20 protein-coding genes and 1 pseudogene are annotated in these 15,787 nt (G+C 48.5%); 16 read left to right on the top strand and 5 right to left on the bottom strand.

The features are described from left to right. Positions 1 to 35 precede the first annotated feature (35 nt). Positions 36 to 1,076 (top strand): annotated as a pseudogene (locus tag BBB58_RS00390) (flavin monoamine oxidase family protein); the annotation flags it as partial. A gap of 41 nt (positions 1,077 to 1,117) precedes the next feature. On the opposite strand, the gene BBB58_RS00385 reads toward BBB58_RS00390, so the two are convergent. Beyond that, a complete protein-coding gene (locus tag BBB58_RS00385; protein WP_074034775.1) occupies positions 1,118 to 1,549 on the bottom strand; it encodes a MarR family winged helix-turn-helix transcriptional regulator in 432 nt (143 codons plus the stop codon). 19 nt (positions 1,550 to 1,568) lie between these two features. After that, positions 1,569 to 2,774, bottom strand: coding sequence for an MFS transporter (locus BBB58_RS00380; RefSeq protein WP_074034773.1), 1,206 nt, complete (start codon positions 2,772 to 2,774; stop codon positions 1,569 to 1,571). Between the two features lie 162 nt (positions 2,775 to 2,936). Here BBB58_RS00380 and BBB58_RS00375 point away from each other — a divergent pair, with 162 nt between their 5' ends. From BBB58_RS00375 to BBB58_RS00325, 11 genes are all read left to right on the top strand, one after another. After that, a complete protein-coding gene (locus BBB58_RS00375; RefSeq protein WP_074034772.1) occupies positions 2,937 to 3,395 on the top strand; it encodes a hypothetical protein in 459 nt (152 codons plus the stop codon). Between the two features lie 9 nt (positions 3,396 to 3,404). Next, the gene (locus BBB58_RS00370; protein WP_015880631.1) at positions 3,405 to 3,908 is read left to right on the top strand and encodes a hypothetical protein; all 504 of its coding nucleotides are present in this window, start codon (positions 3,405 to 3,407) and stop codon (positions 3,906 to 3,908) included. Further along, positions 3,905 to 4,390, top strand: coding sequence for a hypothetical protein (locus tag BBB58_RS00365; protein WP_074034771.1), 486 nt, complete (start codon positions 3,905 to 3,907; stop codon positions 4,388 to 4,390). Before BBB58_RS00370 ends, BBB58_RS00365 begins: the two co-directional genes overlap by 4 nt. Continuing rightward, complete coding sequence (locus BBB58_RS00360) at positions 4,365 to 4,847, top strand: hypothetical protein (RefSeq protein WP_015880633.1); 483 nt, start codon at positions 4,365 to 4,367, stop codon at positions 4,845 to 4,847. The genes BBB58_RS00365 and BBB58_RS00360 overlap by 26 nt, the downstream gene beginning before the upstream one ends. 106 nt (positions 4,848 to 4,953) lie before the next feature. Next, the gene (locus BBB58_RS00355; protein WP_074034769.1) at positions 4,954 to 5,892 is read left to right on the top strand and encodes a DMT family transporter; all 939 of its coding nucleotides are present in this window, start codon (positions 4,954 to 4,956) and stop codon (positions 5,890 to 5,892) included. Between the two features lie 12 nt (positions 5,893 to 5,904). Continuing rightward, entirely contained in the window at positions 5,905 to 6,330 is a 426-nt protein-coding gene (locus BBB58_RS00350) for a DMT family transporter (RefSeq protein ID WP_015880635.1), read from the top strand. A 12-nt stretch (positions 6,331 to 6,342) separates the two neighbouring features. Continuing rightward, the gene (locus tag BBB58_RS00345; protein ID WP_015880636.1) at positions 6,343 to 7,002 is read left to right on the top strand and encodes a Crp/Fnr family transcriptional regulator; all 660 of its coding nucleotides are present in this window, start codon (positions 6,343 to 6,345) and stop codon (positions 7,000 to 7,002) included. 12 nt (positions 7,003 to 7,014) lie between these two features. After that, a complete protein-coding gene (locus BBB58_RS00340; RefSeq protein ID WP_074034767.1) occupies positions 7,015 to 7,488 on the top strand; it encodes a DMT family transporter in 474 nt (157 codons plus the stop codon). A 455-nt stretch (positions 7,489 to 7,943) separates the two neighbouring features. Next, a complete protein-coding gene (locus BBB58_RS00335) occupies positions 7,944 to 8,414 on the top strand; it encodes a hypothetical protein (RefSeq protein ID WP_015880639.1) in 471 nt (156 codons plus the stop codon). Between the two features lie 58 nt (positions 8,415 to 8,472). Beyond that, the gene (locus tag BBB58_RS00330) at positions 8,473 to 8,955 is read left to right on the top strand and encodes a hypothetical protein (protein WP_015880640.1); all 483 of its coding nucleotides are present in this window, start codon (positions 8,473 to 8,475) and stop codon (positions 8,953 to 8,955) included. Continuing rightward, the gene (locus BBB58_RS00325) at positions 8,955 to 9,431 is read left to right on the top strand and encodes a hypothetical protein (RefSeq protein ID WP_074034766.1); all 477 of its coding nucleotides are present in this window, start codon (positions 8,955 to 8,957) and stop codon (positions 9,429 to 9,431) included. The genes BBB58_RS00330 and BBB58_RS00325 overlap by 1 nt, the downstream gene beginning before the upstream one ends. A 110-nt stretch (positions 9,432 to 9,541) precedes the next feature. Here BBB58_RS00325 and BBB58_RS00320 read toward each other — a convergent pair whose 3' ends face one another. The 3 genes from BBB58_RS00320 to BBB58_RS00310 all read right to left on the bottom strand — a co-directional run bounded on the left by BBB58_RS00320 (position 9,542) and on the right by BBB58_RS00310 (position 12,615). Next, complete coding sequence (locus tag BBB58_RS00320) at positions 9,542 to 10,270, bottom strand: AAA family ATPase (RefSeq protein ID WP_074034764.1); 729 nt, start codon at positions 10,268 to 10,270, stop codon at positions 9,542 to 9,544. Positions 10,271 to 10,279: 9 nt separating this feature from the next. Next, positions 10,280 to 11,005 carry a hypothetical protein gene (locus BBB58_RS00315; RefSeq protein WP_074034762.1) on the bottom strand — a complete coding sequence of 242 codons (726 nt, stop codon included), beginning with the start codon at positions 11,003 to 11,005 and terminating at the stop codon, positions 10,280 to 10,282. 113 nt (positions 11,006 to 11,118) lie between these two features. Continuing rightward, positions 11,119 to 12,615 (bottom strand): phytoene desaturase family protein, encoded by a 1,497-nt coding sequence (locus BBB58_RS00310; protein ID WP_074034759.1) that lies wholly within the window; start codon positions 12,613 to 12,615, stop codon positions 11,119 to 11,121. Positions 12,616 to 12,812: 197 nt separating this feature from the next. Here BBB58_RS00310 and BBB58_RS00305 point away from each other — a divergent pair, with 197 nt between their 5' ends. From BBB58_RS00305 to BBB58_RS00290, 4 genes are all read left to right on the top strand, one after another. Further along, positions 12,813 to 13,196, top strand: a complete 384-nt coding sequence (locus tag BBB58_RS00305; RefSeq protein WP_074034758.1) for a hypothetical protein — start codon at positions 12,813 to 12,815, stop codon at positions 13,194 to 13,196. Positions 13,197 to 13,288: 92 nt separating this feature from the next. Next, positions 13,289 to 13,930 carry an efflux RND transporter periplasmic adaptor subunit gene (locus BBB58_RS00300; RefSeq protein WP_074034757.1) on the top strand — a complete coding sequence of 214 codons (642 nt, stop codon included), beginning with the start codon at positions 13,289 to 13,291 and terminating at the stop codon, positions 13,928 to 13,930. Next, on the top strand, positions 13,930 to 14,616 hold the full coding sequence (locus tag BBB58_RS00295) for an ABC transporter ATP-binding protein (RefSeq protein ID WP_084543011.1): 687 nt from the start codon (positions 13,930 to 13,932) through the stop codon (positions 14,614 to 14,616). The genes BBB58_RS00300 and BBB58_RS00295 overlap by 1 nt, the downstream gene beginning before the upstream one ends. After that, positions 14,613 to 15,767, top strand: a complete 1,155-nt coding sequence (locus BBB58_RS00290; protein WP_074034755.1) for an ABC transporter permease — start codon at positions 14,613 to 14,615, stop codon at positions 15,765 to 15,767. Before BBB58_RS00295 ends, BBB58_RS00290 begins: the two co-directional genes overlap by 4 nt. The last annotated feature ends 20 nt before the right edge of the window (positions 15,768 to 15,787 follow it).

The following is a 15,787-nucleotide window of genomic DNA, read 5'->3' as shown; positions in this document are numbered from 1 at the left end:
CTCAGTATAATCGAGGAGAGACGGACGACAAAGGAGAATTTACAATGAAATCAATCGCCATCATTGGAGCTGGTGTCAGCGGGCTTTATGCTGCAATCCAACTTCATCAAAAGGGATATGACGTCACCATCTTTGAGGCACGTGATCGTATTGGTGGTCGTATCTTGACGAAGGACGGTTATGACCTCGGACCGACATGGTATTGGCCGGATACGGAGAAGACCATCTCTAAACTCGTGGATACACTCGGACTCGAGTCATTTGTTCAACATACGACAGGACACATGGTGCTCGAACGTCAAACGACGACCGCACCGGAACGACATGTGTTACCGGAAGAAAGCATCGTCTTATCCAAGCGTTTAGTCGGTGGGATGACGAGTCTGGTGGAAGCTCTGCATGCGAAGTTGCCCGATGACATCGTTCGGCTTGGGCATCGCCTGACCTCGATCGAGCGACAGTCGGACCGAGTCCAACTGACGTTTCAAAATGGTTCGGTGCATCACACGGATGACGTGATCCTTGCGATTCCACCCCGTCTCGTTGCGGAAGTGGCAATTGAACCGGCATTGTCAGCGCAAACGCGAAAAGCGCTCAAAACGACTCCCACATGGATGGCTTCTCAGGCGAAAGCGCTCATCGTATACGAGACACCGTTCTGGCGAGAAGAAGGTCTGTCTGGCTTTGGGATGAGCTGGGTCGGTCCACTTCAAGAGATTCATGACGCTTCTCTGATAGATGGACCAGGTGCGCTGTTCGGATTTTTCCGTCTGTCACCGGGAGAACGGGAAGCGTTAGGAGAAGGACAAGTAAAGACGCGTGTCATCGAACAACTGGAGAAGCTGTATGGTCCGAAAGCGAATGACTTCTTGCGATTTCACTTTATGGACTGGTCGACAGAATCAGAGACAGCGACATCTGACGATTTCCTACCGCTCACAGCATTCCCGGCTTACGGTCCGATTGAGCTCGGAGACCGTCTCCATTTGATTGGTTCGGAGACGGATACGCAGTTCGGGGGACATATCGAAGGGGCATTGCGGTCGGCGAATCGAATCGTAAAAGGGTTGGTATAATGAAAAAGACAAATCGTCCGACTAGCGGCGATTTGTCTTTTTCATTTGAATTTCTGAATCATCAACGCGAGCGAGCGGTTGATCATCTTCATCTCATCATCCTCGAGAACGGAGAACATCTCCTCAGCGAGACGTTCTTCAATCGCATCGATTTGTTTCGAGTACGCCAGGCCGTTCGGACCAAGTCGGATGAAGCTTTCTCGAAGGTTCTCGGGATTCTTTTCCCGCATGACGAAGTCGCGTTGCTCGAGCACTTTGAGCACCTGACTGACAGCACTTTTGGAGATGGACATCTTCGTCGCAATCTCTGTCGTCGTCCACGTCTCTTGGCGTTTGAAGAGAAGCAGCATCTGTTCTTGTTGATAGCTCAGCTCGAACTCGTTCAGTTCCGTGAAATATTTCGTGAACAGCAAGTCGAGCTCATCGATTTGGCGATACATCGTGAGGACTTGTTGTTTTCGTGTTTCATTCAACGTGTCATTCATCCTTTCTTTACGGTGTCCGCCGGAACGTTTCGCTCCGGAGATATAAGAGGACACCACACACTAATCCGATTATACCAAATGCCAATAAGAGCGTTTGAATCGGCACGGACAAGGCAACGAGAATCGATAAGATGGCGAACGCGATCGGTTCCAGGCCTGAGGCGGCGAGCGACATGATGCTCATGACACGCCCGATTTTGTCAGAGTCGCTTTGTTCCTGCATGATGGTGACCGTCGGCAAGTAGACGAGCATGATCATAAACCCGCTCATAGAAGCCGCGACCGCGAGAAGCGGAATCGATTGGACTTGCGTGTAGAGGAAGAAGGCGCCGAGTGTCAGGAACAGGGAGCGGAAGACGAAGCGTCCACGATGAACCGACCGTAACAATAGAATCAGGAAGCTTGCAACAAATGTCCCGACAGCGAGCCCGCCTTCGATGATACTCAAATCAAATGCTGTCCCTCCGACCGCACCAACGAGAATCGGGATACTCATGATGAGTGGTCCCATGACGAACAAGTTGACGATGGCAATGGCGAACGTCCCACTACGTAACACAGGTGTCTGCGATACGTAACGAATGCCCTCTTTCAAATCAAGGAGTACATCTTTCGCTGTGAGTGGAGCGACCTCGGGAATATTGTCTTGAATCAGACGTGGCATGATCAAAATCGCGGAGAGGAAAATCAATGCAGCCGACGTGCCGAAACTGAGACCAAAACTTCCCCACGTCAGTAGGATTCCTGCAAGAAACGGACCGATAACGAACATCAACTCGAGCGACCCTTGGAAAAGGGAGTTTGCCCGTTGCAACTGTTGACCTGATACGATTGAAGGCATAAGTGATGACAGTGCCGGGTAAGACATGCCATCTAAAAGACCAAACAATACGGAGATGATCAAGAGGGCTGTCACCGAGTACGCGTCAGCGAAATGGAGCGAGACGACAATTAACATCAACACGCCTTGTCCGATATTGGTTAAGCATAACAAGCGACTCTTTTGGAATCGATCAGCGAACACACCGCCGAACACCATCATGATGACACGCGGCAACGAGACCGCCGTCAAGATAATTCCGAGGAGTGCCGGTTGCTTCAACACGTCGATCGTCAACCATGAGACGCTCAAGAAGAAAATCGAAAACCCTAGCGTGAGCGTCATTCCGGATAACCAAGTGAATACGAACCGAGTATTCTTCAATAAATTCATATTAATAACCTCTTACTTCCATTCTTCAACATATAGTTAAGTTAACTAAACTATAAGGCGAGAAATTCATATCGTCAAGAAGCATGACTTCGGTACGAAAATGTAAAATAACGGAACTTTTATCGTGTTCATCCCGTATAGTGGAAGAAGAGGTGAATCAAGATGAACAAACAAGAACGGATTAATACGATTTATCGTTATCAACAGCGTTGGCTCTTTTGGAGAATGGGACTGGCAGGTCTGACTGGGATGTTCGTCTTTCTTGCACTGCAATCTGACGGTGCGTCAAAGTATATCGTTCCATTAGGGGTCACATTAGCAGGCATGTTGTTCGCCATCGGACGAGAGCGGCGCTTCGTCAGGAAGTTGACCAGTGTGGAACAAGCCAAGCGCATCATCGATTGGCAGTATGTGTCGGAGATGGGACTCCTCGTCTTGTTGGCAATTCTTTTCCCATTAATCGTCTTGATTAACTGGCCGGCATGGTCGCTTTTCGTCGTCTTCTTAGGCGGGGTCATCTTATTGCAAGTCGCACAGAAAATGCTCGACCGGCAGATGCCGCAGTATGACGAAGAACAGCCGATGCGCCGCGAAATCAAACTCGACTTCGTGAAAGACTGAGGTGATACCGTGGACAAAGCAGAGCGATTTGAAAGAATTGAACAGTTTGAGAAACGATATACTCGTCTCAACATCATCGTGAGCGTAATCATGCTAGGCGTATCCATCTATTTTCTTTCGACATGGAGTCCGTATAGCATTCTTTTACCCGGTGTCGCACTTCTCTATACGACATGGCTTGAATGGAACAAGATGAAACTGCAGCAATCCTTCAACGAATCGACACGCTATCATCGATTGTTGCGGATTGATTTTACTGTCATGTTGATGAGTTTGATATGGTTTGTGATTTTGATTGGGTTGCATTTCAACGGAATCGATATCTTACCGTGGATGAGTTGGACGCTCCTGATTGGCGGTCCGTGTCTCATATTGATTCCACTTTGGATTGATCGAAAACAGTCCGAGTTTGATAAGCACCACGTCACATCAGGCGAGTGGGCTCGGTCAAACCGGGAACGTTTGAAACATACGTTAGATGATATTTCAAGGAAAGGTCGTAAAGATTCATGACAAAGAAAGAACGGATTCAAGTAATCGGAGGATATCGGCAGTCACGACAAACCCTCTACCTTTGGCTCACGGGAGCCCTTATTTTTTGTAACAGTTTTGTGCTCGGTTTTGATACATGGTGGATATGGGGAATCGGTTCGGTCCTCACGGCTGCCCTACTCATAAGGCTGACAATCAAAGAAGGACGTGTCTTACAGATTTTCACGGTGGGTCGAGGCATCTTGCTGACAAAACGTTTGTATCGCCTCTATTCTTACTGGATTGGAGCGGTCACAGCAGCAATTCTTTTCAGTCGTCTCCAGATTGCACCTGTCGCATGGGTCATCTTCGGTCTAGGCATCGTCATGTTAGCATGGACGCACTATCAGACCGTCCAACAATTGCGACAAGCCGACCCGGAGCAACCGACACGAGATGAGGTGACAAAGCACTACCGTTCGTATGAAAGGAGTACATATGCTGACGAAAGAAAAGCGAATTGAACAATTGCTGAAGCAAGATGACAGTCATTGGCGTTGGGGGTGGGGCATCGCCATCGCGACAATTGTGATGACGCTCGTGATTGCCACGCAGTCCAAACTCTACGCTCCACTCCTCGTCTTCATCAGTTTCTTTCCGTATCTCTGTTTCGAGTGGCGGAAAACAAAACTGCTCCTGACCTTTAACGAGGATACGCGTTACCAACGTCTGGTGTATACAGACTTTGGCATCCAGTGGCTCTGCTTCGTATTGACCATCAGCTTATTGGCTGCCTATTATGCCGACTCGTTGTCTCCCGTCGTCGCGATTGCCGGGCTGTTCGGAATCGGTGTGATGTCGATTCTGGCACCTTATGTCATCAATCGAAACTTACAATCACTCGATTCGCATCATGTACGAGGGAAAGAATTGCGTGAAGCGCGCGATCAACGCTTCCGTGAGTCCAAAACGAACACCTGAGAAGGGTTCGTTTTTTGTTTGAGGACATCGGTCCTTTTCTTCTTCGGTACGGAGGCGTAAGCTGACAATGTACACAGAACTACTAGAAGAATCGAGGAAGACATTCATGTTAGCTATTATGATTGGATTGACGATTGGGATTTTATTGCCGATGCAGACGAGTGTCAACTCACGTTTGCGTCAGGTGGTCGGCTCCCCGTTCGTTGCATCTTTTTTATCGTTTACTGTCGGGACGATCTTTTTGTCCTTATTGCTCTTATTGACCGGACAGTCATTCGGATTTGACGGCTCGGTGATTCAGGAAGGTCCGGGTTGGATGTGGATTGGCGGACTGTTAGGGGTCTTGTTCTTAACGGGAAATATTTTGCTGTTCCCAAGACTCGGGAGTGTCCAGACGGTCATCATGCCGATTTTTGGACAGATTTTGATGGGGTTGTTGATTGACCATTTCGGTTGGTTCAATTCTGTAGAACACCCAATTACGGCGCTTCGTTTGTTCGGAGTCGTGCTCGTCTTGTTCGGAGTCATCGGAACGGTCGCCTTATCCGATTGGCTCAACCGCCGAAGAGGCAAACTGGTCGTCTCCATGGAAACGGACACGGGGAATCTGAACCTTTGGCGACTGTTCGGGATTTTCACAGGGATGATGAGTGCCACGCAAACGGCCATTAACGGCTATTTGGGAACAGTGCTCGAATCGGCTCTGAAAGGGGCATTGGTCTCTTTCGTTGTCGGAACCTTGGCGCTCTTACTCATTTTACTCGTCTCACGCCAACCAGTTCCGCTCGGTCAACTGAAAGGTCAACCGTGGTGGATTTGGCTCGGTGGGATCATCGGGGCGCTCTTCATCGGAGGAAACGTCCTCATCGTACCGATTGTCGGGACAGGGATCGCTGTCATCATCGTCATCGTCGGACTGTTATGCGGTAGCTTGCTCATCGACCGCTTCGGTTGGTTCGGCGCGAAGAAAAATCCGGTCACCGTGGTACAACTCATCAGTCTGGTTGTCATGGTGATTGGGATTGTATTGATTCGTTTATCTTAAGGGGGGAGAACGATGCGAGGAGTGCTGTTCGCCATGAGTGGGGGATTCTTTCTCACGTTGCAAAGTGTCGCTAACGCCCGAATCAGTTCACAGATTGGGACGTGGCAAGCGGCGACGTTGACACAATTCACTGGATTCGTCGTCGCGCTCCTCGTCATGCTGGTGCTCCGGGACCGCACGTATGTCGAGATGCGGCACGTGAAGCCGCTCTATTTATCGGGAGGAGCATTTGCGGCGATTATCTTATTTAGTAATATGACGGCCGTCCATAAACTCGGGGTCACGATGACAATCTCGTTGTTTCTCATTGCGCAACTGGCGCTCGCGCTCGTCATCGATTGGCGAGGATGGTTCGGAATGGTGCGACGGAAGTTGAACGGGGCTCAGTTGATTGGTGTGTTCATGATGATTGCGGGGGTCATCTTATTAAAATGGTAGGGGGAAACGTGCATGGTTGACGCGTATGTGAAGCAATTTGAATTGACTGTCTTACCTGTCGCTGCGCAGAACGAATTGCAGCTCGTCCGATACGAGCCGGGGGACGTCATCTGTACGCAAGGTGATGAAGCAGAACATCTCCGTTTCTTAGTGAAGGGGAAGATTCGCGTTTCCCATACTTCCGCTACCGGGAAGCGCCTCGTCCTCTCCTTCAAATATCCGCTCGATTTGATCGGGGACATCGAATATATTCAGCGGACCCCGTTTTTGAATACGGTCGAGGCGGTCACGTCAGTCGAGATGCTTGTCATTCGCTTCGAGGATTTGGTTCGACATGCCCACCATGATGTTGCGTGGTTACACTATTTATTAGAAGAGATCACAAGAAAATTTGAACGAAAATCTCAATCACTCAGCTTCAACTTGTTTTACCCTGTCGAAGTGCGCTTGGCGAGTTATCTGTTATCGATGACGCCGAATGACCAAACACTCGGCTCGACTGTCGACCAATTGACGGATATCGCTGATTTGATTGGGACGAGTTATCGTCATGTGAATCGGACGCTCCGGCGTTTCGTTGAGGCAGGATTGATTGAACGAAATCGGCGGGTAATCACGCTCGTCGATCGGGAAGGTTTGTTGGAGATTGTCGGGGAGAGCATTTATGAATAGGAGGGGAGACATATGGCGATTGGAATGATGCTTGCCATCTTCGGCGGGATGCTCGTCTGTGTGCAAAACACGTTTAACGCCAACGTCAAGAAGCGTGTCGGAGCATGGGCGACGACGACGCTCGTTCTCTGTCTTGGATTTTTAGCATCGCTACTCATTGGGTTGTTTCAAGAAGGTGGTGGCTTGTTCCGAGTAGAGGAGATGGAGACATGGTACTGGTTCAGCGGAATCCTCGGCGTCGGGGTCGTCATGAGTGTGACGCAAGGGGTTGAGCGCCTCGGGCCGAGTTACGCGATCTCAATCGTTATGGTGTCTCAAATCTTATTCGCGCTCCTCTGGGATACGTTAGGGTGGTTCGGATTGACGGCCGTCCCGTTCACATGGAAAACGTTCGTCGGGATTGTGTTAATCGTTGGTGGGGTGCTCGTATTTCAGTTGAGTGGAAAGGTAAAACCAACTCGCGCGTCGATGAATCGAGCGAGTTAAATGTTAAAAAGAAGTTCCACGTTTTGAACAAGTTTGTCCATGCTGCTGTCGATTCAGTTGAGTATGACAGATCGGGTCCATCACCGTTGACTTCTATTCCGTTGATTGACCAGATGTAACCAAAACTTTTGACTCATTAGGAAAAAAAGATAAAAAGAACAATTTGACCGAATCTTTTTTTGAAAAGACATGTATAATTTAGAAGAACAGGATAGAAGGGGTAATGATATGCAACAAGTGATGGACATGGGATGGACAATTCTAAACTTAGGGTTGTTGACGATGATTGGAATCTTTTTATTCCGACTCCTTCGCCGGCATTCAAATTAATCAGCATCTGACAATCGTCAGATGCTTTTTCCTTTTTAATGGGAAAACCTCGAAAGTTTGCTTATAGATTGTTAAGATATAGATATCGATAAATTGGATGTTTTTTACTTTTGGAGGGGTGTTGGATGTTACGTGAAGAACGAATGGAATACTTGTACGACAAAGCATGGACTAAAAGAGGTCCGCTACTAGTGATCATCATTGGAGTAGTGACAGCGCTTTGGTTAATGTTAAATGATTCAAGAATGAGCCTGTCCCTGTTCATCTTTTGTGCGGCGATGCTGATGCCGCTTCTGGTAGCGACCTGGCATAAAATCAAGTTGTTTTTACAGTTCAATGACTCATCCACGTACCAGCGCTTTATTTATCTAAAAGGCATGATTCAGTTTATTCTCTTGATTGGTGTCATATCGATGATGGCGCTCTATGCACTGAAGTACATATCGCTTGATACGTTAAGCCTTGGCTGTGCGACGCTGATTGCGAGTTGTCTCATTCTCGAGTCATGGATTGACTGGAAAATTCTAAAGATTGATGACGAGCATGTGGTCGAGAGTTTGTTGGGATTGATGAACCGGGAGAAGCGTAGAGGATGAAACTAATCGAGCATAGTTTCCGTATAGAAAAATAAAGAACACACACGAGGGGGATTCGATGGTAGACCATGAAGTTAGATTAGAACAGATGTTGAAAGATGATGAAAAACGAAAGAGACAAATGGTGATTCCTTTAATTGGCGTCATGTTGCTCTTCTTTTTATATTTTTGGAAGACAGACATCCTCTTATTGTTACCAATGATTATCGTTGGACAAGTTCCGCTCCTGTATCACGCTTGGCATCGCAAAAAGTTACTTCTTTCATTTAATGAGAACACACGTTACCAACAACTCGTGCGTTCCGAGTTTGCATCTAAATTTGCTCAGCCGCTCCTTCTTCTCATGCTGATTGCCAGTGTAGAGCTTGAATGGATTACATTACTTACATTTATCATCGCAGCTTTTATCGGAATCCTGAGCTTGTTGATTTTAAGTGTTCGCTTCGACCGTAAATTAAAAGAAATCGATCCGTTACACGTGACGGGTGTTGAACTCGGTCATGTCCAGCTGCAACGGAAAAAACGAAAAAGTGAAGCGTGATGAATAAACAAGAGCGTCTCCCCAAAATGGTCGAACAGGATCTCGATGCACGAGGGATCAGCACACTATTTGGCATCATCGGCCTGTTTCTCTTTCTCGTTGTTTCGGTCATAAACGGTGTCACGGTGACGACGGTTGCCTTCTCTTTCCTCGTGACCCAATTGCCGATGCTTTATCAAGCGTGGCGACGGATGAAGTCGTTACGTACATTTAACGAAGACGAGGAATACCAACGTCTCGTTCGTCGAGAATTTCAAATCATCGTCGCCATGTTTGTGTCACTTGGTGTATTCACCTTCCTCACGTGGTTCGTATTCGATTCGATGCAAGAACTACTCGGTGTCGCATTGATTGGCATCATTCCGCTTCTCATCTTGTACGTGTCGATGGACCGTAAACTGCGTGAAGCGGACCCGGAGCATGTGACGAATCGGGAATTACGACGCGCACATCGAGAACAGAAACTCAGCCCCTGACACGCGTCAGAGGCTGAGTTTTTTCATGAGAACATCGGCAACGAGAAGACCGCAGACGACCATCCCGAGTGTATAGAATGTGAACCGGTGTCGTTCTCAAAAGGAGTCATTCATCGTGTCACCGCGACATCATCGAGCGGTGTGTCGACCATTCGCACGAACGCTTCGTCCGGATCGGTCGTTCCGGATTCTTTGAGCCAATCCTGAAAGTCCCCTTCATATAAAATACGTCCATCGTGTAGGAAGATGACGTGAGCATCGAGCTGAGCCAAGTCGTGCAATTGGTGTGTCGAGATGAGACATGTCTTGCCTTCGTCGACGAGGCGTTGCAGACGGCGCATGATTTGAATGCGGGATGCCGGGTCGACCCCGCTCGTCGGCTCATCAAATAAATAGAGAGAACGTTTGATTGAAGATAAGAGCGTCACGAAGAGCCATTTCTTCTCCCCGACCGACATCTTCCCGAGCTTCATCGTCCATAGATGTTCGAACAGTTCTTGTTCGCGAGAAGTTGAAAGGTTATTCATATACGATTCGAGTTTCTTGAAGTCGGGACGTTGCGACAAACGTCCGATGAAATAGGCGAAGTCTTTCCCCGTCAACTCATGATGGTTGTACATGAGTTGCGTCAAATAGAGCATGTCCGTCGTTGGAACGAGTTCGAGTGATGTCTTGTCGACCGGAAGTGCCCCGGTCATACAATCAAACAGGGTCGTCTTCCCAGCACCATTTTGTCCAATCAAAACGTTCAGTTTATTCGATTGCAGTGTGAACGAGACATCATCGAGAACAGGACGTGCCGCTTTCGGATAGCGATAAGTGAGTTGGTTTACGTGCATAAGAACCTCCTAGCGTGTGATGAGTGAGACGAGACTGAAGCGTTTCAACGCAATCGCACCAATGATGAAGTAACCAAGTATGGAAAGGAATGTCGCCCATACTCCGAACGAGAGCTCGACTTGAGTCGTCAGATGCAGCAACCCGAGCGCGAATTCGTGAAGCGCGTAGAACGGGTTGAGGAAGCTGAACCATTGATCAGGTGACTTGATTGCCAGTAAAAAGAGTGGGAACATCAGTATGTTCGCGAACGTCCCGAGACTCGATACTTTCACTGGAAGTGTCGTGATGGCGACACTGGCAACCGCGAACGGGATACTGCCAATCAATACGAGTAGAGACGTTGCAATCAACTTGAACGAGAAGAACCCGTGTACGAGCGTAACGACCGTTGTGAATAAAGTTAAGCTGATGGAGGCGAATAGAAGTTGCGCCAAGATGACGGCGATGACATATGTCAGTTTGTTGCCGGAAATCATCACGTACGTCTTCATCAGTCCGTATTCGCGCATGCGAGCGAGCTCCATGCCGACACCGTTCACATATGTAGCAAGAATAATATACACCCAGAAATAAGAGAGCCCTGGGTAGTATTCCGCTGTCGTTGCTTGGCGAATATCTGAAAATGACTGCGTCAAGGCGATAACGAGTGGGATTACGAATGTCCAAATGAATGGAACTTTATCCGTGACGACAACTTTGGCATACATAAAGAAATAACTTGTGATTTGATGCATCCTGTTCCTCCGCTTGTCTATTTGATTGTTTGTATCGTAGCACAATATACGGAAGGTTATTGGAAAAAGTTTCAAAAAATAATCCCTCATATCGAATGAGGGATGAAAGAAAATCATTTCACTTTGTCACGTTTCGCAATCTTGTCGCTCACTTGCTGACCGCTCAATGTCACCATCGGCATGCCACCGCCCGGATTGACGGTTCCGCCGACGAAGTAGAGGTTGTGGTAAAGTTCACTCTGTTTCTTATGTTTGAAGCCGCCATTCCGATTCTTGTCGGCGACCGTTCCATAAATGGCACCTCGGTCCGATCCATACGTCCGCTCGATATCATGGGGCGTCCATACATCACGTGTCACCGTATGTTCACGCAAACCATCGAGACCCATTCGTTCCAATTTGTCGAGTACACGTTCTTCAAAAGCGGCGTACTCTTCTTCCGTGAACGGCACATCCTGGATATACGGAATGTGTGGCAAGATTTTGATGTTCTCATGTCCTGGTGGCGCTTGGGTCGGGTCGGTCTTGTTGACGTTGACGAGATAGATTGTCGGGTCGTCCGGAAGTTCGTGTTTCTCAAAAATTTTATCCATTTGTTCATGTAGGTTCTCAGAGAAGAAGAAGTTATGATGTGCCAGTTGTGGATAGGCTTTCTTCACCCCGAGATGGAGGACGAATCCGGAACTTGCCGGTTCGTATTTATCGACGAGTTTGTCGACGTACTGTTCGTCCGCGTCGACCATCTTCTGATAGAACGGAATGACTTCCATGTTCGAGACGAAATAATCAGCAGAACGGAGACGTCCGTCTTCAAGCTCGATGGCGGTCACCTTCTGGTTCACCGTATGGGCACGAACCACGCCTTCTCCGGTATGTAGCTTCACACCGATCTCTTCAGCGAGCTTCGTCAAACCTTCTGCGAGCTTATGGGTCCCGCCTTCGACGTACCAACAGCCTTGGGCATATTGCATGTAAATCATCATATTTAAGACAGCGGGTGCGTTATACGGAGACGACCCGACATATTTGACGTAATACGAGAGCATGTCCCGAAGATGAGGGTTACTGATCCGTTTCTTGATGGCGCTATACATCGTCGACGTCAAGTCGAATCCGAATAGGGTCGGGAAGATGCCTGTTTTCATGACTGCTTCTAAAGGCGACTCAAACCCTTCGGCCAAATAGCCCTTCTCGGTCGTCTTATAGATGCGCGCTGCATAATTCAACAGTTCACGATATTCTTGCATGTCTTTTCGAGAGAGGGAAGGATTCGCCCGTTGCATTTGTTCGAGGTCATGGTAGAGGTCGAGGACGGTATCGTCCGGGAAGAAAGAGCGCCATTCGAGCTCAAGTCGTTTGATGGACACATAGTCTTCCATCCGTTTCCCGCTTCCGCGGAACAATTTGTCGAAGATGTGGGGCATCGTTAATATTGAGGGTCCGAGGTCGAAACCGAATCCGTCTTGTTCGAGCCGATTCACTTTCCCGCCAATGTGATCATTCTTTTCGTAGAGTGAGACGTCGTAACCTTTTTGAGCGAGTGAGATGGCTGCTGACAATCCGCCGAGCCCTCCGCCTATGACGATGACCGACTTATCCACTGATGGCATATATTCGCCGCCTTTCCGAAGTGTTATTTTCAAAAAACAGAATGAGTGCTACCTCTTCTATTCCCGTTTCTAAATGAAACGAACATGCATTTACGGATTTGCCACATCCACAAAGATGTCATCCCTGAATCGGAAAAAGTTTTGTATAGTTAGGCTAGAAGCATAGGACGGAGTCTAGATGAAGGTAGGAATTTAAGATGATCGTAAAAACAATCACACTTCACTTTGCGAACGGGGATGAAATCACCATCCCGTTTGATGATATCGAATCGTGTCGGATGCATGATATTCAAGACGGGATGCGTGTTGCCGCGGATGGACAATTGATCAAAGAAAAAGTGATGCATGGACTCGACCTCGTATTAAAGGATTCGGCGAACCAACTGGAATGGGATGGTCCAGGTAGACCGTTTGACCGTATCCTAAGTATGTCGGATTTACAACATCTCTCCTTCGAGTTTGAAGGAATGCGAGGAAAGTCATACCGCATCGCCTGGCATGATCTGGAGGCAGTACAGAACGCATACCAGACGACAACTGAAGCAAATGGGAACTTACACGTGCACGTTCGCGTTTCGTAAGTGAACGCCTCTCGTTTATCGCGAGAGGCGTTTATAATTTGTTTACAACTTGTGTTTATCCTTAACATATCAACAATAAGGAGGAACACAAGATGAACAAAAAAGTGAAATGGGGCATGGGGATTGGTGTGCTCGCCCTTACATTAGGAGCTGGAGTCTTCTTGATGCCGGATGCGACCGACTATAAAACGGAAGCCGTCGCGGTTGAGACGATTGAAAATCGTTACACGTTTGCGGGGCAGGTCACGGCAGTCGGGGATGAGACGACAGGTCGATTCATGGTCGATGAGCGAGATATCGGCAAAGTGAATGAAGGGGATGCGTTGACGATCAATGTGACGGCGCTCGACACCGAGGTAGATGGAACAATCGACGTCATCGCAGAGGAAGCTGAACCGATGACGACACCAGGCGCATCCGCTCGCTATGCGATGACCGTGACTTTCCCTGAGACAGACAATTTACGGAATGGGATGACGTTAGAAGGCAGTCTAGTCGTCGATCGCGCTGAAGATGCAGAGACCTTGTCGCTCGACAGCATCATGTTTGAGGATGAGGATGCATACGTGTATGTGCAAGGAGACGAGGGTCCGGTGAAACAACAGGTCGAGCTTGGGTTGACAGACGGAAGTCGAGTCGAGATCAAAGATGGATTAGACGAGACCGAAGTACTCTTACTCGATGAGACGACGAGTGGCGGGTTGATGCCTCCACGAATCGGAGGTGGGCAATGATGACGACACTCATCTCGGTCGAACAATTGACCAAATCGTACGGTGAAGGTGACAATCAGCAGACCGTATTACGAGGAATCGATTTAGAGGTGAAAGAAGGAGAGTTCGTCGCCATTTTGGGACCATCCGGCTCTGGAAAGTCGACACTCATGAACATCCTTGGTTGTCTCGATGGTTATTCGAGCGGTCGTTACCGGTTTGGGAACAAGGATGTGACCGGATTGTCCGAAACGGAGCTTTCTCTGTTTCGAAACGAACGCATCGGATTTATCTTTCAGCAATTCAATCTACTTCCTCGGTTGAGCGCTCGAGAGAACGTGGAACTTCCGCTCATTTATCAACGATCTTCAAAAGCGGAAAGACAGGAACGAACTCGACAGATGTTAGCGCGTGTCGGATTAGGCGATAAGATGGACCACTTTCCAAATCAGTTATCAGGTGGTCAGCAGCAACGTGTCGCTATCGCTCGGGCGCTCGTGACGAATCCATCGCTTCTTCTCGCGGATGAGCCGACGGGTGCGTTAGATCAAACGAACGGTCGTCAAATTATGGCGCTCTTTCACGAGCTACATGCGGAGGGAAAGACGATCATCATGATTACCCATGATATCGATATCGCCAAAGAAGCGACTCGTATCGTACATGTGCGTGACGGGAAGATTGAAAAGGAGGAACGGGTGCGATGATTCGAGAAAATATACGCATGGCTTGGTTGACGGTCATCAGTCACAAGATGCGCTCCTTCTTGACGATTTTAGGGATTGTCATCGGGACGGCTTCGATTATTGCCTTGATGACGATCATTTCCGGTGTGACCGATTCCATTAACGATGAAGTCGCGACGTTTGGAGCTGATCGTATGACCGTTCAAATCGGAGAGGATGGGAAATCCGGTGTCAGTATGGCGGACATGGATCGGCTCGAAGCCATTGAGGGGGTCGCCTCAATCTCCCCGACATTGAGTCAAATGACCGATGTATATGTATCGGGGCAGACGGAACAGCAAACCATTCTTGGGAAAAGTGAAGCGTTCTTCAAAGACGATTCGGTTGTCGCAACCGGGCGCGGATTGACACCACTCGACGTTAATCAACAGACGCATGTCGCCTTGCTCGGAGAAACGATTGCGAAAGAGGCGTTTCCGACATCCTCTCCTCTCGGGGAAGAGATCTCTGTTGGTGGGATTCGTTACATCGTCGTTGGAACGCTTGCGCCATCATCGGAATTTTCCATGTCAACAGACGAGGCGATCGTCATCCCTGTGACGACTGCACTGACGCAGTTTCATCAAGGGACGATTGCCACGTTCGACTTATATACCGAATCGGGTGCATCAGCTGTCGTACAGGATGAAGTGACACAACAGCTGACGACCGCATTCAATGGACGTGACGCCTTCACAGTAACGAGTTTTGAGGATGCGCTCGCTTCCATCGATCAAATCAATGCGCTTCTCAGTATGCTCCTCGTTGGCATCGCTTCGATTTCTTTACTCGTCGGAGGCATCGGGATCATGAACATGATGCTCGTTTCGGTGACCGAACGAACAAGCGAGATCGGACTGCGTAAAGCACTCGGTGCGACACCTGGTAAGATTCGACAACAGTTCTTGTTTGAGTCCGTCCTGCTTTCGATGCTCGGTGGGCTCGTAGGTGTCTTAGTTGGCGGACTGCTCGCCTTTGGACTGACGCTCGTCATGGGCGTACCGTTTACATTGGCAAGTTCAACCGTCGGATTGGCACTCGGTTTCTCTGTCATCATCGGAGTCATATTCGGCTACATCCCAGCCCGGAAAGCCTCGAACTTGCAACCGATTGAAGCGTTGCGAAACGTATAAGCCATTAGAAAGAAGGGGAA

The organism is Exiguobacterium profundum, from assembly GCF_001909285.1.
Lineage (GTDB): Bacteria > Bacillota > Bacilli > Exiguobacteriales > Exiguobacteriaceae > Exiguobacterium > Exiguobacterium profundum.
The sequence above is the reverse complement of the archived record's forward strand: the minus strand, read 5'-3'. Positions and strand labels throughout refer to the sequence as shown.